The 22,248-nt window shown below is 73.9% G+C and carries 19 protein-coding genes; 11 read left to right on the top strand and 8 right to left on the bottom strand.

Going from position 1 to position 22,248, the window contains the following annotated elements:
* Positions 1–32: 32 nt before the first annotated feature.
* The gene (locus tag AB0E19_RS13845) at positions 33–452 is read right to left on the bottom strand and encodes a ferritin-like domain-containing protein (protein ID WP_362178210.1); all 420 of its coding nucleotides are present in this window, start codon (positions 450–452) and stop codon (positions 33–35) included.
* Positions 449–1,024, bottom strand: coding sequence for a hypothetical protein (locus AB0E19_RS13840; protein ID WP_362178207.1), 576 nt, complete (start codon positions 1,022–1,024; stop codon positions 449–451). The genes AB0E19_RS13845 and AB0E19_RS13840 overlap by 4 nt, the downstream gene beginning before the upstream one ends.
* Before the next feature lie 191 nt (positions 1,025–1,215).
* Here AB0E19_RS13840 and rimP point away from each other — a divergent pair, with 191 nt between their 5' ends.
* From rimP to AB0E19_RS13795, 9 genes are all read left to right on the top strand, one after another.
* Positions 1,216–1,713, top strand: coding sequence for a ribosome maturation factor RimP (gene rimP / locus AB0E19_RS13835; protein ID WP_362178203.1), 498 nt, complete (start codon positions 1,216–1,218; stop codon positions 1,711–1,713).
* Between the two features lie 2 nt (positions 1,714–1,715).
* The gene (gene nusA / locus AB0E19_RS13830) at positions 1,716–2,711 is read left to right on the top strand and encodes a transcription termination factor NusA (protein ID WP_360601628.1); all 996 of its coding nucleotides are present in this window, start codon (positions 1,716–1,718) and stop codon (positions 2,709–2,711) included.
* 94 nt (positions 2,712–2,805) lie between these two features.
* Positions 2,806–3,096, top strand: a complete 291-nt coding sequence (locus AB0E19_RS13825; protein ID WP_362178199.1) for a YlxR family protein — start codon at positions 2,806–2,808, stop codon at positions 3,094–3,096.
* Between the two features lie 148 nt (positions 3,097–3,244).
* Complete coding sequence (infB, locus tag AB0E19_RS13820; RefSeq protein ID WP_362178195.1) at positions 3,245–6,316, top strand: translation initiation factor IF-2; 3,072 nt, start codon at positions 3,245–3,247, stop codon at positions 6,314–6,316.
* Positions 6,317–6,454: 138 nt separating this feature from the next.
* Positions 6,455–6,748 (top strand): DUF503 domain-containing protein, encoded by a 294-nt coding sequence (locus AB0E19_RS13815; RefSeq protein WP_031008504.1) that lies wholly within the window; start codon positions 6,455–6,457, stop codon positions 6,746–6,748.
* 29 nt (positions 6,749–6,777) lie between these two features.
* The gene (gene rbfA / locus AB0E19_RS13810; RefSeq protein WP_169094413.1) at positions 6,778–7,218 is read left to right on the top strand and encodes a 30S ribosome-binding factor RbfA; all 441 of its coding nucleotides are present in this window, start codon (positions 6,778–6,780) and stop codon (positions 7,216–7,218) included.
* A complete protein-coding gene (gene truB / locus AB0E19_RS13805; protein WP_362178190.1) occupies positions 7,215–8,114 on the top strand; it encodes a tRNA pseudouridine(55) synthase TruB in 900 nt (299 codons plus the stop codon). The genes rbfA and truB overlap by 4 nt, the downstream gene beginning before the upstream one ends.
* A gap of 156 nt (positions 8,115–8,270) precedes the next feature.
* Positions 8,271–11,669, top strand: a complete 3,399-nt coding sequence (locus AB0E19_RS13800; RefSeq protein WP_362178186.1) for a serine protease — start codon at positions 8,271–8,273, stop codon at positions 11,667–11,669.
* 40 nt (positions 11,670–11,709) lie between these two features.
* Positions 11,710–12,669 (top strand): bifunctional riboflavin kinase/FAD synthetase, encoded by a 960-nt coding sequence (locus tag AB0E19_RS13795; protein ID WP_362178183.1) that lies wholly within the window; start codon positions 11,710–11,712, stop codon positions 12,667–12,669.
* A 35-nt stretch (positions 12,670–12,704) separates the two neighbouring features.
* Here AB0E19_RS13795 and AB0E19_RS13790 read toward each other — a convergent pair whose 3' ends face one another.
* On the bottom strand, positions 12,705–13,874 hold the full coding sequence (locus tag AB0E19_RS13790; RefSeq protein WP_362178180.1) for a cytochrome P450: 1,170 nt from the start codon (positions 13,872–13,874) through the stop codon (positions 12,705–12,707).
* A 261-nt stretch (positions 13,875–14,135) separates the two neighbouring features.
* On the opposite strand from AB0E19_RS13790, the gene AB0E19_RS13785 reads away from it, so the two are divergent.
* Entirely contained in the window at positions 14,136–15,308 is a 1,173-nt protein-coding gene (locus AB0E19_RS13785; RefSeq protein ID WP_362178177.1) for a type III polyketide synthase, read from the top strand.
* A 119-nt stretch (positions 15,309–15,427) separates the two neighbouring features.
* A complete protein-coding gene (locus AB0E19_RS13780) occupies positions 15,428–16,387 on the top strand; it encodes a hypothetical protein (RefSeq protein ID WP_362178174.1) in 960 nt (319 codons plus the stop codon).
* 66 nt (positions 16,388–16,453) lie between these two features.
* Here AB0E19_RS13780 and AB0E19_RS13775 read toward each other — a convergent pair whose 3' ends face one another.
* The 5 genes from AB0E19_RS13775 to AB0E19_RS13755 are packed head-to-tail and all read right to left on the bottom strand — an operon-like array spanning position 16,454 to position 22,212.
* Complete coding sequence (locus AB0E19_RS13775; RefSeq protein WP_362178171.1) at positions 16,454–17,434, bottom strand: ABC transporter ATP-binding protein; 981 nt, start codon at positions 17,432–17,434, stop codon at positions 16,454–16,456.
* Positions 17,431–18,399: an ABC transporter ATP-binding protein gene (locus AB0E19_RS13770; RefSeq protein WP_362178168.1), complete on the bottom strand. Its 969-nt coding sequence runs from the start codon at positions 18,397–18,399 to the stop codon at positions 17,431–17,433. The genes AB0E19_RS13775 and AB0E19_RS13770 overlap by 4 nt, the downstream gene beginning before the upstream one ends.
* Positions 18,396–19,280: an ABC transporter permease gene (locus AB0E19_RS13765; protein ID WP_362178165.1), complete on the bottom strand. Its 885-nt coding sequence runs from the start codon at positions 19,278–19,280 to the stop codon at positions 18,396–18,398. Before AB0E19_RS13765 ends, AB0E19_RS13770 begins: the two co-directional genes overlap by 4 nt.
* Positions 19,277–20,338, bottom strand: coding sequence for an ABC transporter permease (locus tag AB0E19_RS13760; protein ID WP_362178161.1), 1,062 nt, complete (start codon positions 20,336–20,338; stop codon positions 19,277–19,279). The genes AB0E19_RS13765 and AB0E19_RS13760 overlap by 4 nt, the downstream gene beginning before the upstream one ends.
* A 2-nt stretch (positions 20,339–20,340) precedes the next feature.
* On the bottom strand, positions 20,341–22,212 hold the full coding sequence (locus AB0E19_RS13755; RefSeq protein WP_362178728.1) for a peptide ABC transporter substrate-binding protein: 1,872 nt from the start codon (positions 22,210–22,212) through the stop codon (positions 20,341–20,343).
* Between the last annotated feature and the right edge of the window lie 36 nt (positions 22,213–22,248).

The raw sequence follows: 22,248 nt of genomic DNA, 5'->3' as shown, positions 1-22,248 counted from the left end.
GGCGGGGCGATCAGAGCTGGTGGGGGCCGGACTCACACCCGCTCGGCGAGCCCAGGAAAGGTTACGTCGCTGCCGCGCCACCGCACCGCGCGGACGGCCGCCTCCCGGAGCGCGGCGGCGGCCTCGCGCCGCACGGCGCCGTCGCCGGCCCGCACCAGGTCGGAGTAGACACCGGCCACCCGGTCCTCCAGGACGGCCGCGAGCCGCTCCGCCCCGGCCGGGTCGGCGACCCGGAACGGCAGCTCGTACGCGGCGGCCGCGGCGACCGGCGTGCCGCCGAGGTCGCCGACGGTGCGGCGCAGCGCGTCCCTGCGGGCCCGGTGCGCCTCGTAGCAGGCGGTCGCCTCGGCCCGGCGCTCCTCGGCGACCCGGGCGCCGACGACCCCGTAGCCGTACACGGCGGCGTGCTCGGCGGCGAGGGCGGCCTGGGCCGCCCGGAGGAGGGCGCTCATGCGCGGGCTCCTTCGGTGAGGAGGTAGGCGTGGGCGGCGCCGGCGGCGGCGACGGAGGCCAGCAGCCGGGCGTACTCGGGCGGCGCCGCGAGCAGCTCGGCGGTGTGCGCGTCGGAGGCGGCCCGGGCTGCGGCGGCCAGCTCCCGCAGCGCGGCCTTCGGATCGGCGGGCACGGCCGTGGCGGCGCCCGCGCCGGCGCTCGGCGTCGCGGCGGCGGAGGCCGTACCGGGTCCCGGGGTCCCGGGGGAGGTGTCCGGGACCGGGCGGTCGCCCTCGCCGAGGGCGCTCGCGTGGGCCGCGGCGGAGGCGCGCAGCGGGGCCACGCGCGCGTGGAGCGCGGGATGGGCGGCCAGGGCGGCGTCGTAGCGCGCGAGGAGGGTCCGCGAGGCGGCCACCGCGCGGCGGCGGAGGGCCGCCTCGGCGCGGGCCACCCGTTCGGCCTCCCGGGCCGCCGCCTCCTCCGCCGCGCCGGGCCGGCGCGGCCCCGCGTCCTCGGAGGTGCATCCGGTCAGGGCCGCCGCGGCGGCCGAGGCCCCCGCCACGAGCAGGGCGCGTCTGCCCGTCGTCGTCACGCTCTCTCCCTCAGCATTCCGGACCCCTCCCGGCCGCCCGTCGAAGATCACCGCAGGCGAGCGTACCCGCGGGGCCCCGTGCGGTGGACGGCAACACCCTCCGGGACCGGATACCCTTGATCCGACACGCAGCGAGAAGCAGCGACGAGCGACGCACCCACAACAGCACACGCGGCCGAGGAGTCACCCGGATGAGCACCACCCAGAGCGACAGGCTGCGCGGACTCATTGAGCCGCTCGTCCACGCGGAGCACCTGGATCTGGAGGAGATCGAGGTCTCCCGGGCCGGCCGCCGCGGACTGCTGAGGGTCGTCGTCGACTCGGAAGAGGGCGTCGAGCTGGACGCCTGCGCGGAACTGAGCCGCGCCATCTCCGCGAAGCTGGACGAGACCGACGCCATGGGCGACGGCGAGTACGTCCTGGAGGTCAGCTCCCCCGGTGCCGACCGTCCGCTCTCCGAGCACCGCCACTACGTCCGGGCCACCGGCCGCCTCGTGAAGCTCCAGCTCACCGAGGGCGGCGACCTGGTGACCCGGATCGTGGCCGTGGACGAGGACGGCATCGACACCGAGGTCCCGGGCGTGAAGGGCCGCAAGGCCACCGCCCGCCGCGTGGAGTTCGCCGAGATCGCCAAGGCGCGTGTCGAGATCGAGTTCAACCGCAAGGACAAGAAGGAAGAGGAGGCGTAGCCGTGGACATCGACGTGAAGCTCCTGAAGGGCTTGGCACAGGAGAAGGAAATCTCCTTCGAGATGCTGGTCGAGGCGATCGAGTCGGCCCTCCTCATCGCGTACCACCGCACCCCGTCCGCCCGCCGCCACGCGCGCGTGGAGCTGGACCGGCACACCGGTCACGTGACGGTGTGGGCCGAGGAGGACCCGGCCGACCTGGAGGAGGGGCAGGAGCCCAAGGAGTTCGACGACACCCCGTCGGACTTCGGCCGCATCGCGGCGAGCACCGCCCGCCAGGTCATCCAGCAGCGGCTGCGCGACGCCGAGAACGACGTCACCTTCGGCGAGTACGCCCGCCGTGAGGGCGATGTCGTCGCCGGTGTGGTGCAGCAGGGCAAGGACCCGAAGAACGTCCTCGTCAAGCTGGACGACAAGCTGGAGGCCATCCTCCCGGTGCAGGAGCAGGTGCCGGGCGAGGACTACACGCACGGCCTGCGGCTGCGCACGTACGTCGTCCGGGTCGCCAAGGGCGTCCGCGGTCCGTCGGTCACGCTCTCGCGCACCCACCCCAATCTGGTGAAGAAGCTCTTCGCCCTGGAGGTGCCGGAGATCGCCGACGGTTCCGTCGAGATCTCCGCGATCGCGCGTGAGGCGGGTCACCGCACCAAGATCGCGGTCCGGTCCACCCGTTCGGGCCTGAACGCCAAGGGCGCCTGCATCGGCCCCATGGGCAGCCGGGTGCGCAACGTGATGGCCGAGCTGCTGGGCGAGAAGATCGACATCGTCGACTGGTCGGACGACCCGGCCGAGATGGTGGCGAACGCCCTCTCCCCGGCCCGCGTCTCCAAGGTCGAGGTCGTCGACGCCGCCGCCCGGTCCGCCCGGGTGACGGTCCCCGACTACCAGCTCTCCCTGGCCATCGGCAAGGAGGGGCAGAACGCCCGCCTCGCCGCGCGCCTCACCGGCTGGCGGATCGACATCCGCCCGGACACCGAGGTCCAGGGCGAGGAGGGCTGAGCGGCCCGCCGCAAGCCCAGGATCGTTTTTGGCCAACAGGTGTTCGATTTTTGCCCCAAACGGGTGAGGTCGGTACGGGGAGGTAGACTTAATCGTGTCTGGCCGGACGCATGCCCGCGCGTGCCCTGAGCGAACCTGTGTGGGATGCCGGGAGCGAGCGGCCAAGAGCGAACTGCTGCGGATCGTGATGGATAAGGACGAGTGCGTCCCCGACCATCGCGGTACGCTGCCCGGCCGGGGTGCGTACGTGCACCCCGCCTTGCACTGTCTCGACCTGGCGGTCCGCCGACGGGCGTTCCCGAGGAGCTTCAAGACCCCGGGCCCGCTCGACACGGCGGCCCTGCGGGAGCACATCGAGCAGGCCGCGCAGGCGGCACCGCAGTGAAAAGGAAGTACGGCACGGAACACCGTGCGGTCAGGTACCTCGCGAGTCGGAAGTAGGTCGAGATTGCGATGAGCACTCGATGAGTACGCGATGAGTACGCCCATGAAGTAGCGACGGTCCGGCGGTAACCGGACCTCAAAGGAGCGAAGTGGCTAAGGTCCGGGTATACGAACTCGCCAAGGAGTTCGGTGTGGAGAGCAAGGTCGTCATGGCCAAGCTCCAGGAACTCGGTGAATTCGTCCGTTCGGCGTCCTCGACGATCGAGGCGCCGGTCGTGCGCAAGTTGACTGACGCTTTGCAGGGTCCCGGCGGTTCCGCCGGCAAGACCGCTGCCAAGCCCGGAGCGCCCCGCAAGGCGGCGCCCGCCCCCAAGCCGGCCGCGCCGGCGCCTTCGGCGCCCGCAGCCGCACGTCCCGCTGCCCCGAAGCCTGGCGCGCCCACCCCGGCGCCCAAGCCCGCGGCGGCAGAGAAGCCCGTGACGCCGGCCGCCTCCGGCCCGCGTCCGACCCCGGGTCCGAAGCCCGCGGCTCCCGCGCCCAAGCCGGCGCCCGCCGCTCCGGCTCCGACGAACCCGGAGTTCACCGCGCCTCCGGCGGCTCCGGCCGCGGGTGGTCAGCGTCCCGGCGGTGCCGCCTCCGGTTCGCGTCCGGCCGGTGCCCGTCCGGGCCAGGCCGCGCCGCGCCCCGGTGGTCAGCAGGCCCCCCGTCCCGGCCAGCAGGCCCCGCGTCCGGGCGCCCCGCGTCCGGCCGGCCCGCGTCCGGGCAACAACCCCTTCACCTCCGGCGGCTCCACCGGCATGGCGCGTCCGCAGACGCCCCGTCCCGGTGGCGGTGCTCCGCGTCCCGGCGGCCCCGGTGCCGTTCCGGGTGCCCCGCGTCCGCAGGGCGGCCCCGGCGGCGCCCCGCGCCCGCAGGGCCAGGGCGGCGCGCGTCCCACCCCCGGTGGCATGCCGCGTCCGCAGGCTCCCCGTCCGGGCGGCGCGCCCGGCGGTAACCGTCCGAACCCGGGCATGATGCCGCAGCGTCCCGCTGCCGGCCCGCGTCCCGGTCCTGGCGGTCGTGGTCCCGGTGGCCCCGGCGGTCGTCCGGGTGGTCCCGGCGGCGGCGGCGGTCGTCCCGGCTTCACCGGTCGTCCGGCCGGTCCCGGCGGTGGCGGCGGCGGCTTCGCCGGCCGTCCCGGTGGTCCCGGTGGCGGCGGCGGTCGTCCGGGTGGTCCCGGCGGCGGTGGCGGCGGCTTCGGCGGTCGTCCCGGCGGCTTCGGCGGTCGTCCCGGCGGCCCGGGTGGCCGTGGTGGCACGCAGGGCGCCTTCGGTCGTCCCGGCGGTCCCGCGCGTCGCGGTCGCAAGTCGAAGCGGCAGAGGCGCCAGGAGTACGAGGCCATGCAGGCCCCGTCCGTGGGCGGCGTGATGCTGCCTCGCGGCAACGGCGAGACCATTCGCCTGTCGCGCGGTGCGTCCCTCACCGACTTCGCGGAGAAGATCGGCGCCAACCCGGCGTCGCTCGTCGCGGTCATGATGAACCTCGGCGAGATGGTCACGGCCACGCAGTCCGTCTCCGACGACACGCTGGTCATGCTGGCCGAGGAGATGAACTACGTCGTCCAGGTCGTCAGCCCGGAGGAGGAGGACCGCGAGCTTCTCGAGTCCTTCGACATCGAGTTCGGCGAGGACGAGGGCGGCGAAGAGGCCCTGGTCTCCCGTCCGCCGGTCGTGACCGTCATGGGTCACGTCGACCACGGTAAGACCCGACTCCTCGACGCGATCCGCAAGACGAACGTCGTCGCGGGCGAGGCCGGTGGCATCACCCAGCACATCGGTGCCTACCAGGTCGGCACCGAGGTCAACGGCGAAGAGCGTCGCATCACCTTCATCGACACCCCGGGTCACGAGGCGTTCACCGCCATGCGTGCCCGTGGTGCGAAGTCGACCGACATCGCGATCCTCGTGGTCGCGGCCAACGACGGCGTCATGCCGCAGACGATCGAGGCGCTCAACCACGCCAAGGCCGCCGGCGTCCCGATCGTCGTCGCGGTCAACAAGATCGACGTCGAGGGTGCCGACCCGGTCAAGGTCCGCGGTCAGCTGACCGAGTTCGGTCTGGTGGCCGAGGAGTACGGCGGCGACACCATGTTCGTCGACATCTCCGCCAAGCAGGGTCTGCACATCGACTCCCTGCTGGAGGCCGTGGTCCTCACCGCCGACGCCTCGCTCGACCTCCGGGCCAACCCGGACCAGGACGCGCAGGGCATCGCGATCGAGTCCCACCTCGACCGTGGCCGTGGTGCCGTCTCGACGGTCCTGGTCCAGCGCGGAACGCTGCGCATCGGCGACACCATCGTCGCCGGCGACGCGTACGGCCGTGTCCGGGCCATGCTCGACGACAAGGGCAACAACGTGGAGGAGGCGACCCCGTCGACCCCCGTCCTCGTCCTGGGTCTCACCAACGTCCCGGGTGCCGGTGACAACTTCCTCGTCGTCGACGAGGACCGCACCGCCCGCCAGATCGCCGAGAAGCGTGCCGCCCGCGAGCGCAACGCGGCCTTCGCCAAGCGCGTCCGCCGCGTCTCGCTCGAGGACCTGGACAAGGTGCTCAAGGCCGGCGAGATCCAGCAGCTGAACCTGATCATCAAGGGTGACGCCTCTGGTTCCGTCGAGGCCCTCGAGTCCTCCCTGCTCCAGCTGGACGTCGGCGAGGAGGTCGACATCCGCGTCCTGCACCGCGGCGTGGGTGCCGTCACCGAGTCGGACATCGACCTGGCGATGGGCTCCGACGCCATCGTGATCGGCTTCAACGTGCGCGCCGCCGGGCGTGCGCAGCAGATGGCCGAGCGCGAGGGCGTGGACGTCCGGTACTACTCGGTCATCTACCAGGCGATCGAGGAGATCGAGGCGGCCCTCAAGGGTCTGCTCAAGCCGGAGTACGAGGAGGTCGAGCTCGGCACCGCGGAGATCCGCGAGGTCTTCCGCTCGTCCAAGCTCGGCAACATCGCCGGTGTCCTCATCCGCTCCGGCGAGGTCAAGCGCAACACCAAGGCGCGCCTCATCCGCGACGGCAAGGTCATCGCCGAGAACCTCAACATCGAGGGTCTGCGTCGCTTCAAGGACGACGTCACCGAGATCCGCGAGGGCTTCGAGGGTGGTATCAACCTCGGAAACTTCAACGACATCAAGATCGACGACGTCATCGCGACGTACGAGATGCGCGAGAAGCCGCGCGCGTAACACACGGTGAAGTGCCGGGGCCGGTCGGCGGAGGATATTCCGTCGATCGGCCCCGGCCGTTCCGTGTACGGTTTCGGTGTTCCCGTCCAGCGGTGGGCGGGGCCACTGACCCCGAACCGGCGGGACATCCGGACATACATGTATGTGGGGACTCTGTCCTTCGACCTGCTCCTCGGCGACGTCCATTCGCTCAAGGAGAAACGCTCCCTCGTGAAGCCGATCGTCGCCGAACTCCAGCGGAAGTTCTCGGTGAGCGTGGCGGAGGTGAGCGGCCAGAACCTCCACCGGAGGGCCGAGATCGGCGTCGCGATGGTGTCGGGGGACCTCGGACACCTCAACGGCGTCCTGGACCGCTGCGAGCGGCTGGTTGCCGCCCGGCCCGAGGTGGAGCTGCTGTCGGTGCGCCGAAGGCTCCACACTGATGAAGACTGAATGAGCAAGGCAAAGAAGGAGACGGACCAGTGGCCGACAACGCGCGGGCGAAGAAGCTGGCGGACCTCATCCGGGAGGTGGTCGCCGAGAAGCTGCAGCGCGGCATCAAGGACCCGCGCCTGGGTACGCACGTGACCATCACGGACACCCGCGTCACCGGTGACCTGCGGGAGGCGACGGTCTTCTACACGGTCTACGGCGACGACGAGGACCGGGCGAGCGCCGCGGCCGGCCTGGAGAGCGCCAAGGGCATCCTCCGTTCGGCCGTGGGCCGGGCGGCGGGGACCAAGTTCACCCCCACCCTGGCCTTCGTGGCCGACGCCCTCCCGGAGAACGCCCGGACCATCGAGGACCTCCTCGACAAGGCGCGGGCCTCCGACGCCCAGGTGCGGGAGGCGTCCTCGGGCGCCGCCTTCGCGGGCGACGCGGACCCCTACAAGAAGCCGGGCGAGGACGACACCGCCGAATGAGCGACAAGATCCAGACGCCCGACGGGCTTGTCATCGTGGACAAGCCGTCGGGCTTCACCTCGCACGACGTCGTCGCCAAGATGCGCGGGATCGCCAAGACCCGTCGCGTCGGCCACGCCGGCACGCTCGACCCCATGGCCACGGGCGTCCTCGTCCTCGGCGTGGAGCGGGCCACCAAGCTTCTCGGTCACCTCGCGCTGACCGAGAAGGAGTACCTGGGCACCATCCGCCTGGGCCAGACCACGATCACCGACGACGCCGAGGGCGAGATCACGGCGTCGGTCGACGCGTCGAAGGTCACCCGCGAGCAGATCGACGCGGGCGTCGCGGAGCTGACCGGCGCCATCATGCAGGTGCCGTCGAAGGTCTCCGCGATCAAGATCGACGGAAAGCGGTCCTACGCGCGCGTGCGCGGCGGCGAGGAGTTCGAGATCCCGGCCCGGCCGGTCACCGTCTCCTCCTTCCGGGTGTACGACGTGCGCGAGGCGACGGCCGAGGACGGCACCCCCGTCGTCGACCTGGTCGTCTCGGTGGTCTGCTCCTCCGGTACGTACATCCGGGCGCTGGCCCGGGACCTCGGCGCCGGGCTCGGCGTCGGCGGGCACCTCACCGCGCTCCGGCGCACCCGGGTCGGCCCGTACAAGCTGGACAGCGCCCGCACCCTCGACCAGCTCCAGGAGGAGCTGACCGTGATGCCGGTCGCCGACGCGGCCGCGGCGGCGTTCCCGCGCTGGGACGTCGACGAGAAGCGGGCCCGGCTGCTGCTCAACGGGGTGCGCCTGGAGATGCCCGAGTACCCCAAGGGCGCCGTGGCGGTCTTCGGGCCGGACGGCAAGCTGCTCGCCCTGGTGGAGGACCAGCGGGGCAAGGCGAAGAGCCTGGCCGTCTTCGGCTGATCCTCCGGAAGGAAGGGCGGGTGCGCGCTGCGCGCCCGCCCTTTCGCGTTTCTTCACCCCATCGGGGAAGCGCTCGGAGTGAACCGGGGGAGTGCGAGGGGGCGCCTTCGCCGCTCGGCGCCCTCCGGAGGCCGTCGCCGACCTACCCTCCACACCATGGGACGCGGGGACCTGGCGGAGCCGGTGGGGCTGGTACGCATCTGCGATCTGGCGGGCCGGCCGCGCGGCACCGGATTCCTCGCCGACCACGAGGGCACCCTCGTCACCAGTCACGAAGCCGTCGACGGGCTGACGCGCGTCGTGCTGCACGCGCCGGGGGAGCGGAGCCGGCTCGCCGAGGCCGACGCGATCACCCCCTTCCCCGAGCAGGGACTGGCCCTGATCCGCACCGAGGGCCTGGGCGTGCCCCCGCTGCCGCTCGCCACCCGCGCGGCCGTCGAACCCGGCACGTACGTCAGGATCGCCGCGCACGGCTGGCGGGAGGCCCGCGTGCTCGGCCCCGCCGCCGTCACCTACACCGCCACCGACCGCTTCCACGTCCTGCCCGACGCCCTCGAACTCGCCATCGGCACGCAGGGCGCCGAGGCGCTGCGGCTCGGCGGCCCGGCCGCGGGCGGACCCGTCGTCGACAGCGCCACCGGCACCGTCCTCGGCGTCGTCGGCACCGCCCTCCAGGGCGACCCGCGCGCCGCCGGACACGCCGTCCCGATCCGCCCCGACGGCCCCCTCGGCGCGCTGGTGCGCCGCAACTCCGCCACGATCCCCGCCTACGGCCCCGACCTGAACCTCGCCGCCCTCCTGGAGCTCACCGCCGCCACGGCGCTCCCGCCCGCGGAGCCCACCCCCTGGCCCGCCCCGGCCGCCCGCCCCACCGCGCTGCGCGCCGTCACCGGCTTCGCCCGCGGGGCGACTCCCTCCGGTGACGTCCCCGTCCTCACCGTCGTCGGCGAGCCAGGGTGCGGGCGCACCACCCTGCTCGCCGCGGCCTGCGAGGCGCGGACCCGGGGCGTCGCGCCCGCGCCGACCGTCCGGCTGCGCGGCGCCGACCTGCGCGAGGACGACGGTTCCCTCGCCGAGGCCGTCGGGCGCGTCCTCGACCGGGCCGCCCGGATCGCCGCCGCCTCGGGTACCGCGGGCGACCCCGTCACCGCCGAGCGGGCGGCCGCCCTCGCCCGCGAGGCCGGACGCCCCCTCCTCGTCGTCCTCGACGGCCCCGAGGAGATGCCGCCGCCCCTCGCCCACCGGCTCGCCGACTGGACCGCCGCCACCGAGCGCTGGCTGCGCGCCCACGGCGTCCGGCTCGCCCTCGCCTGCCGCCCCGAGCACGCCGAGCAGGCCGCCCCGCTGTGGAGCGCCGCGCCGGCCCTGCTGGCGCTCGGCGACCTCACGGAGGCCGAGGCCAGGGCCGTACGCCAGGGGTACGGAATCGGGGACGAGGACCTCGACGCGGCGGACGCCCGGCACCCGCTCGCCCTGCGGCTGCTCGCCGAGGTGCGGGCCGCGCTCCCCGGCGAGGTGCCGGGACGGCCCGGGCGGGCCGAGATCTTCACCGCGCACCTGGACCTGATGTGCCTGCGGATCGCGGTCAGGATCGCCGCCGACACCCGCCCCCGGCCCGGCGGCCGGGCCGTCCGCCGGCTCGCCGCGCGCGTCACCGGCCAGGTCCACGAGGCCGCCCGGCGCTGCCTCGGCCCCGGCCACGGCCTCCTCGACCGCGCCTCCTTCGAGGAACTGTTCCCCTGGCGCGAGGGCTGGGCCCCCGCCGTCCTCACCGAGGGCCTCCTCGTCCCCGCCGGCACCGGCTACCGCTTCGCCCACGAGGAGCTCTCCGACTGGCTCCAGGCCGCCCATCTCGACCTCGACACGGCCCTCGACGCCCTGGTCCACGGCACCCCGGTCCACGGCGCCCCGGGGACGGAGCCCGAGGCGGAGTCCGAGGCGGAGTCCGAGGCGGAGTCCGAAGGGGCGGCCGAGGCCGGCACCGGGCGGCCGGCCGTGCCCCGGCACCGGGTCGGGACCGTCCTCCAGGCGCTGCTGCTCGTGCACCGCGAGGGCGGGCCCGCCGCGCTCGCGCCGGCGCTCGAGCGGATCGTCGGCGCCCTCGCCGGATGCGCGGAGGAGACGCCCGAGGAGGCCGTCTGGTGGGCGCGCACGCTGCTCGCGCGGACCCTCGACCGGGTCGGCGACCTGCGCCCCTACCTGCCCGTGCTGCGCCGGCTCGCCGACCGGGTGGGGGAGGGCGCGGGCCGCGCCGGCGCCCTCGACGGCTTCGGGACCGCGTGGTGGGGACGGCTCGCCGTCGGCGAGGACGAGCGGCTCGACCTGCTGCGCCGGATCGTCACCGCCGACCCGGCGCCCTGCCTCGCCCTCGTCGAGGACCTCCTCGTCGCCCGCACCCGGGAGGTCCAGCCGCTGCTCTGCCGCTGGTTCACCGACGGCAGGGGTCTGCCCGGACGGCCGTACGTCACCGTGGGCACCGTCGCGCAGGAGCTGCTGCACACCCGGCGGGGGCTCGCCGCCGACGACCTCTGCGAGGCCCTCGTCGGCACCGCGCACCCGCTCGCCGAAGGGCTGCTCACGGCGCTCGTCGACGACGAGCCGGCCGCGCTCTGCCGGGCCGTGGACCGGTGGGCGCACGACGACGGCCGGCCGGAGCGGCGGCTCGCCGCCGCCGTCCACGGCACCCTGCTCGCCGCGCGCGGGCAGCACGGGCAGGAGCGGGAGCTGCTGCGGTACGCGGCGGGCGCCCTGCTCGGCCGGGCCGCCGACCGCGGGCTGTACGGGGCCGCCCTCGGCATCCTCGTCCGGGACCCCGACACCCGCGGCGCCTACCTCGCGCGCGCCCTCGCCGACGCCCGGGTGCCCGCCGACGCGCTCGTCGGGGCGCTGGCCGAGCACCCCGAGGCGGTGCTCGACGCCTTCCGGGACCGCCTCGACCAGGGGCGGGACCCGGGCGGCGCGCTGCGCGCCCTCGCCGCCGTCGACGCGCCCGGTCTCACCCGGCGGATCGCCGGCCTCGTCCGGGAGTACGCGCACCGCCACCCCGAGGGCGCCGCCCACGCCGCGAGCTACGTCGACCTGCGGTTCGAGGAGGGGCCGACCGCGCGGGCGGTGCTCTTCCCGCTGGTCGTCGGACTCGTCCACGGCCCGCCCGCCGCCGTCCGGCGCGCCCTCGCGCCCGTGCTCGCCGCCCCCGGCACCGGCGCCTCCCGCCATCTGCGGGCCGAACTCCTCGACGTCCTCCTCGACCACGAGACGTACGCGACCGGGCCCGGCGACCTCGCCGTGGCGGACGCGCTGCTGACCGCAGCCGCCGAGGGAGCCGCCCGCCGCTCGCTCCCGCGCAACCGCGCCCTCCTCGCCCGTACCGCCGCCCTCTACGCCCGCGATCCGGGCGGCGCGGCCCACCGGGACCGGCTGCTGGCGGCGCTCGCCGCCGACCATCCGGCCTTCGCCGCACTGCTCGCACAGGCCCTGCCGGCGCCCCGAACACCCGGCACTTCCATGCCGATGCGGACCGACGGGCGTGGGCATGGCAGTCTTAGACCTGCGTAATGGGCGTACAGGGCGAACAGGCGGACGAGGAGCGGTCACAGTGCAGCGCTGGCGTGGCTTGGAGGACATCCCCCAGGACTGGGGGCGCAGCGTCGTCACCATCGGCTCCTACGACGGTGTGCACCGCGGGCACCAGCTGATCATCGGGCGGGCCGTGGAGCGCGCCCGCGAGCTCGGCGTCCCCGCCGTCGTCGTCACCTTCGACCCGCACCCCTCCGAGGTGGTGCGCCCCGGCAGCCACCCGCCGCTGCTCGCCCCGCACCACCGGCGCGCCGAGCTGATGGCCGAACTGGGCGTGGACGCCGTCCTCGTGCTGCCGTTCACGGCCGAGTTCTCGCAGCTGTCGCCGGCCGACTTCATCGTCAAGGTGATCGTCGACAAGCTGCACGCCCGGGCCGTCATCGAGGGCCCCAACTTCCGCTTCGGCCACCGCGCCGCGGGCACCGTGGAGTACCTCACCGAGCTGGGCGCCACCTACGACTACGAGGTCGAGGTCATCGACCTGTACGTGAGCGGCTCCGCCGGCGGCGGGCAGCCCTTCTCCTCCACCCTCACCCGGCGGCTCGTCGCCGAGGGCGACATGACGGGCGCCGCCGAGATCCTCGGCCGCCCGCACCGCGTCGAGGGCATCGTCGTGCGCGGCGCCCAGCGCGGCCGCGAACTGGGCTTCCCCACGGCCAACGTGGAGACCCTGCCGCACACCGCGGTCCCCGCCGACGGCGTCTACGCCGGCTGGCTGACCGCGAACGGCGAGCGGATGCCCGCGGCGATCTCCGTCGGCACCAACCCGCAGTTCGACGGAAAGGAGCGGACGGTGGAGGCGTACGCGATCGACCGCGAGGGCCTCGACCTGTACGGGCTCCACGTGACGGTCGACTTCCTCGCCTACGTGCGCGGCATGCTCAAGTTCGACACCCTCGACGACCTGCTCGTCGCCATGGCCGGGGACGTCGCGACGTGCCGGACCCTGACGGCCGAGTACGACGCCGCGGGGGAGTGACCCCTCCCGGGCCCGTCACCGGGTGACCGGGCCCGTCACCAGGTGACGTACAGCTCCCGAGGGCCGCGGATGAGGCCCTGGGACTGGAACGGCACGGACTCGGGCGGGCCCGCGAGCCGCAGCTCCGGGTAGCGGGCGAGCAGGGTGGCGAGCATCACCTCGGACTCCATCCGGGTCAGCATCGCGCCCATGCAGTGGTGCGGCCCGTGCCCGAAGGAGAGGTGGCCGGTGCCCGCGCGGTCGAAGTCGAGGGCCTCCGGGTCCGCGAAGACCTCCGGGTCCCGGTTGGCCGCCAGGTAGGAGGCGTACACCGCCTCGCCCGCCCGGATCACCACCCCGCCGACCTCGACGTCCTCCGTCGCGATCCGGGGCAGTCCGACGCCGTTGCGGTGCGGGATCCAGCGCAGCAGCTCGTCCACGGCCTGCGGCAGCAGCTCCGGTTCCGCCCGCAGCCTGGCGAGCAGTTCCGGACGGGTGAGCAGCACGTAGACCATGTTGGCGCTGTTGTTGCGGACCGCGTGGGCGCCGCTGATCAGCACCGCCATCGCCAGCGACACGGCCTCGTCGGCGCCGATCCGGCCCTCCGCCAGCGCCTCGGCCAGCTCACCCGCCAGGTCCTCCCGGGGCTCCGCCATCCGGTGGTCGAGCAGTCGGGTGACATAGCCGTGGATCTGCGCCTTGGCGGCGCGGCTGCTCTCCGGGCCGGGCCCCGAGGAGAGGATCAGGTCCGGCCAGGACGCCAGCTCGGCCCGGTCCTCCTCGGGGATGCCGAGCAGGTCGCAGACGACCGCCATCGGGAGCGGACCGTGCAGATGGGCCATCAGGTCGGCCGGCCGTCCCGCCGCCTCCATGGCGTCCAGGAGCCGGTCGCAGGACGCCTGGGCGAGGGGCCGCAGCCGCTGGACGCCCCGGCCGGTGAAGGTCTTGGTCACCGCCTTGCGCAGCCGGGTGTGGTACGGCGGATCGGCGTAGTTCAGGGCCGCCTTCGAGGCCACCATGTGGCCGGTCATCGTGGTGACCTGGCGGTCGAGCAGGGCCGTCCGGCTGAACCGAGGGTCTGAGGTCACGGCCCGTACGTCGGCGTAACGGGTGACCAGCCAGGCCTCGTTCTCGGCGGCGAACGGCAGGCTGATCCGGGAGACCGGCTCCTTCGCGAGCAGCTCGGCCAGGAGGGGGTCGAAGTCCAGGGCGGGCAGGTCGTCCACGGACCACACGCGGGCCGGACGGGCCCCGGCGGGGCAGCCGGGAGGGACGGCGCCGGGCGCGGGGCGTCCGGGCGGTGACGGTTCGGACGCCGGCGGCTGCGACGTCAGTGGTTCGGAGGTCATGCCGTGCCTTGTTCCCGGCGGCGGACGGACGCGACACGCCGAAGGCCGCACAGCCCCCCGTACGGCCGATCCCCCCGCTCACCCTCCGTGACGGGGCGGACGCGCTCGCGGTTGCGGCCTCGGGAGCACGGGGCGAGTGTGGGCGGCAGTTCGCCCGATCGACAAGAAGGAGCGAGTGCCGTGGTGACCTTGTGCAAACCCGCGGTGGCCGTGCCGGAGCACGTGATCACGATGGAGGAGACCCTCGACCTCGCCCGAGCGCGTCACGCCGACCATCCCCAACTCCCCCTGGCGCTGCGCCTGATCGGCAACACCGGGGTCTCCAAACGGCACATCGTGCAGCCCATCGAACGGACCCTGGAGCACCCCGGCTTCCAGGAACGCAACGAGCTGTACGAGGCCGAGGCCAAGGCGAGGGTGCCCGCCGTCGTCGAGGAGGCCCTCGGCAACGCGGGGCTCCGCCCGGCGGACATCGACATGATCGTCTACGTGTCGTGCACGGGCTTCATGATGCCCTCGCTCACCGCGTGGATGATCAACACCATGGGCTTCCCCAGCCACACCCGGCAGGTGCCCATCGCCCAGCTCGGCTGCGCCGCCGGCGGGGCCGCGATCAACCGGGCGCACGACTTCTGCACCGCCTACCCCGACGCCAACGTCCTCATCGTGGCCTGCGAGTTCTGCTCGCTCTGCTACCAGCCGACCGACCTCGGCGTCGGCTCGCTGCTCTCCAACGGCCTCTTCGGCGACGCCGTCGCCGCCGCCGTGGTGCGCGGCCGGGGCGGCTCCGGCATCGCCCTGGAGCGCAACGACTCCCACCTGGTGCCCGACACCGAGGAGTGGATCGCCTACAGCGTCCGCGAGACCGGCTTCCACTTCCTGCTCGACAAGCGGGTGCCCAAGACGATGGAGCCGCTCGCCCCCGCGCTCCGCGAGATCGCCGGCGCGCACGGCTGGGACGCGGGCAACCTCGACTTCTACATCATCCACGCGGGCGGGCCTCGGATCCTCGACGACCTCAGCCTCTTCCTCGAAGTCCCGCCGGACGCCTTCCGGTTCAGCCGGGCGACCCTCACGGAGTACGGGAACATCGCCAGCGCCGTCGTCCTCGACGCGGTCCGGCGGCTCTTCGAGGAGGGCGGGCAGCCGGAGGGCGCCCGCGGCATCCTCGCGGGCTTCGGTCCCGGGATCACCGCCGAGATGTGCCTGGGGCGCTGGACCACCGCCGCCCATCCGGCCGAACCGCCGCTGACCGCCCGCCGGATCGTCGGCTACTCGCCGCGCTTCCAGCACGCCCGCAGCAGGGCCTGAACCCGCGGCCGGCAGCCCGCCGCCGGAAGACCGTCGCCCGTAGACCACCGCCGGCAGCCCGCCGTCCGCAGTCCGTCGTCGTAGTCCCCAGTCCGTTGTCGTCCTGCAAGGAGAGTCGTATGCCCCCCACGCCGCCCTCCCGCCGCCCGCGCGGCCCCGCGGTGCTCGCCGCGCTGCTCGCCGGAGCGGCCGCCGCCTCGTACACCGCCACGCCCGCCCAGGCCGCGGCCCGGGTGCCGATGCACCAGTGCTGGGTCAACGGCGTGTCCGCCCCGCCGGGCGAGCTCGTCAACGGCACCTCGGGCGACGACAACATCTTCTGCGACAGCGACCTGGAGAACGTCACCGTCTGGGGCGGCGGCGGCAACGACATGATCGAGGTGCGCGGCCTGGTCATCGACTCGGCCGTCATGGGCGGCGACGGCGACGACGTCATCCGGGCCAAGCACCTCGTGCCGCAGAACGCCTCCAGCATGGTCCGCGGCAACCGCGGCAACGACGTCATCAAGGTGGCCACGGTCGTCGGAGAGGGCGCCGAGCACGGGGCCGTCGTCCACGGCGACGACGGCGACGACAAGATCACCACCGGTTCGGTGAGCGGCGCGCCCGGCAAGTTCAACCGGGGCGGCGGGATCGTCACCGGCAACGACGGCGCCGACACCATCAAGGTCGGCGTCGTCGACTTCTCCGGCCGGGTGCTCGGCGGCAGCGAGGCCGACACCATCGAGGCCGCGGGCCTCGGCCCCGAGTCGGGCGGCCTCATCCAGGCGGGCCCCGGCGACGACACGATCAGCGGCCCCGGCGGCGCGATCCTCACGGTCGGCCCGCACTGGGGCATGGTCGACGCGGGCGTCGGGAAGGACACCTGCACGGTGAAGTCGGTCTCGACGCGGACCTCGATCAGCGCCTGCGAGGTGCTGCCGAAGGCGGCCCCGTCCGGCGCGAAGCCGCAGGCCCCGTCCGGCGCGAAGCCGGCCGCCCCGGTGGGCGCTCAGCCGGCGGCCCCGACGGGTGCCCGGCCCGCGGCCCCGGCGGGTGCCCGGCCCGCGGCCCCGGAGGCAGCCCGGCCGGCCGGCTGACCTCCACCCCCGCACCACCGCCCGGCGACCCGCCGCCCCCAGGGTCGCCGGGCGGTCGCGCGCGGGTCAGCCGTCGTCCCGGGCCGTCGCCCAGTGGCACGCCACGCCGCGCTCCCCGCCGCCCGCGCGCAGGACCGGCAGGGGCTCCGTACGGCAGCGGTCGGCGACCGGGGCCGCCTCGCCCGAGGCCAGGACGTGGCAGCGGGCGTGGAAGCGGCAGCCGCCGGGGATCCGGGCCGGGTCCGGCGGCTCGCCGGCGAGCACCACCGGGGCCGTCTCCGACTCCGGCAGCACCGAGAGCAGCGCACGGGTGTACGGATGGCGGGGCGCGGTCAGCACCGACTCGACCGGGCCCGTCTCCACCACCCGCCCCAGGTACATCACCGCCACCCGGTCCGCGATGTTCCACGCCAGGCCCAGGTCGTGCGTCACCACCAGGGCGGAGAGGCCGAGTTCGTCGCGCAGCCGGAGCAGCAGCGCGAGGATCTCGCCGCGTACCGAGGCGTCCAGGGAGGCCACCGGCTCGTCCGCGACGATGAGTTCGGGCTCCAGGACGAGCGCCCCGGCGATCACCACCCGCTGGCGCTGCCCGCCGGACAGCTCGTGCGGGTAGCGCAGGAAGAAGCGCTCGGGCGGGCGCAGTCCGGCCCGGGCGAGGGCCTCCGCGACCGCCGCGCGCTCGTCGCCGTCGTGGCCGTGGATCCGCAGGCCCTCGGCGACCGCCTCGTACACGGTGTGCCGGGGGTTGAGGGAGCCGCTCGGGTCCTGGAGGACGAGCTGGGCGCGCCGGCGGTAGGCCTTGAGCGCCTTGCCGGAGTACGCGAGCGGCCGCCCGGCGAAGGAGACCGTGCCGGCCCCGGGCCTCACCAGGCCGAGGAGGGTGCGTGCCAGGGTCGTCTTGCCGCAGCCGGACTCGCCGACCAGGGCCACGATCTCGCCCGCGCCGATCTCCAGGTCCACCCCGTCGACGGCCCGGGAGGGCGGCGCGCCGCGCCGCCCGGGGAAGGTGACGTGCACCCCGCTCGCCGTCAGCAGCGCCTCCGTCATCGGCTCTCCCTCCCCACGTGGACGCAGGCGGCCCGGTGCCCGGCGCCCGCCGTCCGCAGTTCCTGGTCGTCCTCGGCGCACTCCGCCACCGCCACCGGGCAGCGCGGGTGGAAGGCGCAGCCGTCCGGCAGCGCCGCCGGGTCCGGCGGGTCGCCGGGCAGACCGCGCGGCGCCCGCCGCGAGGCCGGGTCCCCGATCCGGGGGAACGCCGAGGACAGCGCCCGCCCGTAGGGGTGGGCGGCCGCCCGGTAGACCTCGCGGGCCGGCCCCTCCTCGACGATCCGGCCCGCGTACATGACGGCGAGCCGGTCGCAGGTGTCGGCGAGCACCGCCAGGTCGTGGCTGATCATCATCAGGCCGATGGACTCCTCGGCGACGAGCCGCTCGATCAGCCGCAGGATCTGCGCCTGGATCATCACGTCGAGCGCGGTCGTCGGCTCGTCGGCGACGATCAGACGCGGCTCGCAGGCGAGCGCCATCGCGATCATCACGCGCTGGCGCTGTCCGCCGGACAGCTCGTGCGGATAGCCGGCGGCCCGGGAGGCCGGGAGGCCGACCTGTTCGAGGAGGGCGCCGACCCGCTTGCGCGCCTCGGCGGGGGTGGCTTGGCGGTGCACCAGGAGCGGTTCGGCGATCTGGTCGCCGATCCTGCGCACCGCGTTCAGCGAGTGCATCGCGCCCTGGAAGACGATCGAGGCGCCGGCCCAGCGGACCGCCCGCAGCCGTCCCCACTTCATGGCGAGGACGTCCTCCCCGTCGAGGAGGATCTCCCCTTCGAGCCGGGCGGTCGTCGGCAGCAGCCGCAGCAGGGCGAGCGCCAGCGTCGACTTGCCGCAGCCGGACTCGCCGGCCACGCCCAGCTTCGACCCGGCCTCCAGGCTGAGGTCGACCCCGCGCACGGCGGGCACGGCCCCGGCCCCGGAGCCGTACGTGACCCTCAGGTCCCTGATCTCCAGGAGGCTCAACGCCCCACCCCCAGCCTCGGGTTGAGCACGGATTCGACGGCCCGGCCGCAGAGCGTGAAGGCGAGCGCGACCAGCGCGATCGCGATCCCGGGCGGGGCCAGGTACCACCAGTGCCCGGAGGAGACCGCGCCCGCCTCGCGCGCGTCCTGGAGCATGCCGCCCCAGGAGACGACCGTCGGGTCGCCGAGGCCGAGGAAGGCGAGGGTGGCCTCGGTGAGGATCGCGGTGGAGATGCCGAGGGTGGTCTGCGCGAGCACCAGCGGCATCACGTTCGGCAGCACGTGCCGGGCCATGACGTGCCCGTGGCCGCCGCCGAGCGCGGTGGCCCGCTCGATGTACGGGCGGGACTCGACGGCGATCGTCTGCGCCCGCACGAGCCGGGCGGTGGTCGGCCAGGAGGTGACGCCGATGGCCAGCACCACCGTCCACATCGACCGGGACATCACCGTCGCGAGCACGATCGCCAGGACCAGGGTCGGCATCACCAGGAACCAGTCGGTGATCCGCATGACGACGGTGGAGAGCCAGCCGCCGTAGTGCCCGGCGAGGACCCCGACGAGGGTGCCGATGGCGACGGACAGCGTCGCCGCGAGCAGTCCGACGAGCAGCGAGATCCGCGCGCCCCAGACCAGCAGGCCGAGCAGTGAGCGCCCGAACTGGTCGGTGCCGAGCGGGAATTCCGCGCTCGGCGGCTCCAGCGCCGTCCCCGGCGCGTTCGTCACCGACTGGACGTCGGCGCCGACGGTCCACGGGGCGGTGAGCGCGAGCAGCGCGATCAGGGCCAGGCCGGCGAGCCCGTACAGGCCCGCCCGGTGGTTCCGGTACGCCTTCCAGAAGCGCGCCGCGGAGCCCCTGCGGCGCTCCCATGCGAGAGAGGTCATCGGCCCACCCGGGGGTCGAGCAGCGGATAGAGCAGGTCGGCGATCAGGTTCATCAGGATCATCGCTCCGGCGAAGACGACGAACAGGCCCTGGACGAGCGGCAGGTCGGGCACGCTGAGCGCCTGGTAGAAGAGGCCGCCGAGCCCCGGCCAGGAGAAGACGGTCTCCACCAGGATCGAACCGGCCGCCACGTGGCCCAGGTTGATGAAGACCATGGTGACGGTCGGAAGCAGCGCGTTCGGCACCGCGTGGCGGCGCCGCACCTCGTCGTCCTTGAGCCCCTTCGCCCGGGCGGTCGTCAGATAGTCGCCGCCCATCTCGTCGAGCAGCGAGGAGCGCATCACCAGGAGCGTCTGCGCGTAGCCGACCGCGACCAGGGTCACCACCGGGAGGACCAGGTGGTGGGCGACGTCGAGGACGTACGCGAAGCCGGTCTCGCCGGTCCCCGACTCCATGCCGCCGGTCGGGAAGAGCCCCGGGATCGGGCCCATGCCCACCGAGAAGACGATGATCAGCAGCAGGCCGAGCCAGAACGACGGCACCGACCACAGGGTGAGCGCGATCCCGGTGTTCACCCTGTCGCCGAGGCGGCCGTGGCGCCACGCCGAGCGGGTGCCGAGCCACAGCCCGAGCGCCGAGTAGAGCACCACGGCGACACCGGTGAGCAGCAGCGTCGCGGGCAGCTTCGCCGCGATCAGCTCGCCGACCGGGGCGCGGAACTGGAAGGAGGTGCCGAGGTCGCCGGTGAGCGCCTTGGCGCAGTAGTCCGTGAACTGCTGCCACAGCGGCAGGTCGAGGCCGAACTGCCGGCGCAGGGTGGCCAGTTGTTCGGCCGAGGTGGGGATGCCGTGGGTCATCGCCTTCACCGGGTCGCCGGGGATGATCCGGAACAGGAAGAAGCTGGTGACCAGGACGGCGAAGAGGGAGACGAGCGCGCCGCCCAGCTTCCCCGCCGCGTGGCGGAGGTAGCCGGAGGTGACGCCGGTGCGGGGTGCGCCGTCCGTGGCGCGGGCCTCCTCGGCCCGCGCCACGCCGGCGGGGGTGCTTGCCGTCGTCATCGCTACTCGCGGTCGTCGGCGGTGGCGCGCCGGCGCATCCGGAAGAGGAGCAGTCCGCCGGCGACGACGACCACGGCCGCCCCGACGCCGATGAGGACGCCGGTCGAGGAGGAGCCGGAGCCGTCCCCGGAGCCGGTGGCGGAGGCGGCCGGCACGGCCGACCACCAGGACCAGTAGCCGTCCTGCCCCCAGAGGTTGCCCGCCGCCTCGGGCATGGTGGTGATCGACGCGATCTGGTCGGTGCGGTACGCCTCCAGGGCGTTCGGGTAGGCCATGATGTTCATGTACCCCGTGTCGTACAGCCGGGACTGCATCCGCTTGACCAGGTCCGCCCGCTTGGCGGTGTCGTACTCCACCGCCTGCTGCGCGTAGAGCGCGTCGAACTCCTTGTCGCAGATGAAGTTGTCCGTGGCGCCGGTGTCCTTCGGGGTGGCCGGGAGGGTGCCGCAGGTGTGGATGGACAGGACGTAGTCCGGGTCGGGGTTGACCGACCAGCCGTCGAAGGCGAGGTCGTAGTCGCCCTTGACCCACGGGTCGGAGACGCTGTCCAGGCACTCGACGGTCAGGCCGATGCCGAGCGCGCCCCACCACTCCTGGAGGTACTTGCCGACCGCCTTGTCGTTGGGGTCGGTGGCGTGGCACAGGATCCGGAAGTTCAGCGGCTTGCCGTCCTTGCCGATCCGCTTCCCCTCGCCGTTCTTCGCGTACCCGGCGGCGAAGAGCAGCTTGTCGGCGGTGGTCGGGTCGTACGCCCGCTTCTGTTCGGCGCCGGGCTTCCAGAAGTACGAGCCGAAGCGCGGCGGGATGTACCCCTCGCCCTCGACGGCGTGCCCCTGGAAGACCTTGTCGACGAGGGTGGCGCGGTCGACGGAGAGGAAGAGCGCCTTGCGCACGGCCGGGTCGAGGAGGGCCGGGTGGCCGTTGCCGAAGGTCTTGCCGTCCTGGGCGCGGGCGCCGGGGTTGGTGGCGAGCGCGTAGAAGCGGCGCCCGGGGGCGTCGTTGACCTTGATGTCCTTCTGCGTCTTCAGCGCCGCCGCCTGGGCGGGCGTCAGGTTCGGTACGAAGGACACCTCGCCCTTCTGGAGGGCGGCGACGGCCGCGTCCCCGTCCTTGTAGTACTTGAAGACCAGTTCGTCGAACTTGGGGGCGCCACGCCAGAACGTCTTGTTCGGCTTCAGCTTGATGTACTGGTCGACCTTGAAGTCGGTGATGACGAAGGGGCCGTTGCCGACGATCGGGAACTGCTGGTCGTTGTTGAACTTCGAGAAGTCGCCGACCTTCTCCCACACGTGCTTCGGCACGATCGGCACGTCGAGGGCGGTCATCGTCGCCTGCGGCTTCTTCAGCCGGATGACGAGGGTCCGCGGGTCGGGGGCGGTGACCGCGGCGAAGTTGGCCGTGAAGCTGCCGTTGGCGGTGGCCGCGTTCGGGTCGGTCATCATCTTGTTGAAGGTCCAGGCCGCGTCCTCGGCGGTGGCCGGCTTCCCGTCGGACCAGGTGGAGTCCTCGCGGATCTTGTACGTCCACGTCAGCTTGTCCGCCGAGGCGGACCACTCGGTGGCGAAGGCCGGGACGGTCCTGGCGTCCTTCGCGTCGTAGTTGGTGAGGTACTCGTAGGCCAGCCGGTGGATGCTGGTCGAGGTGAGCTTCTGGGCCAGGAACGGGCTGAGCGAGTCGATGCTCTGCGAGACGGCCACCGTGAGCGTCGTGCCGCCGGACTTCTCGTCCCCGGCGGCGGCCGGAGCGGCGGTCGCGGTGGCGGGGAGGGCCGCGAGCGAGGCGGTGGTGAGGGCGGCGGCGAGCAGGAGACGTGCGGTCCGGCGGGGCCGGTCCGGCCGGCGGGGGAGTGGGCGGGAGGGAACCTTCGTGACCATGACCATGGGACGTGACCTCGCGTCGGGGGATCTGTC

Source organism: Streptomyces sp. NPDC047974, from assembly GCF_040653375.1.
Classification (GTDB): Bacteria; Actinomycetota; Actinomycetes; order Streptomycetales; family Streptomycetaceae; genus Streptomyces.
The sequence above is the reverse complement of the archived record's forward strand: the minus strand, read 5'-3'. Positions and strand labels throughout refer to the sequence as shown.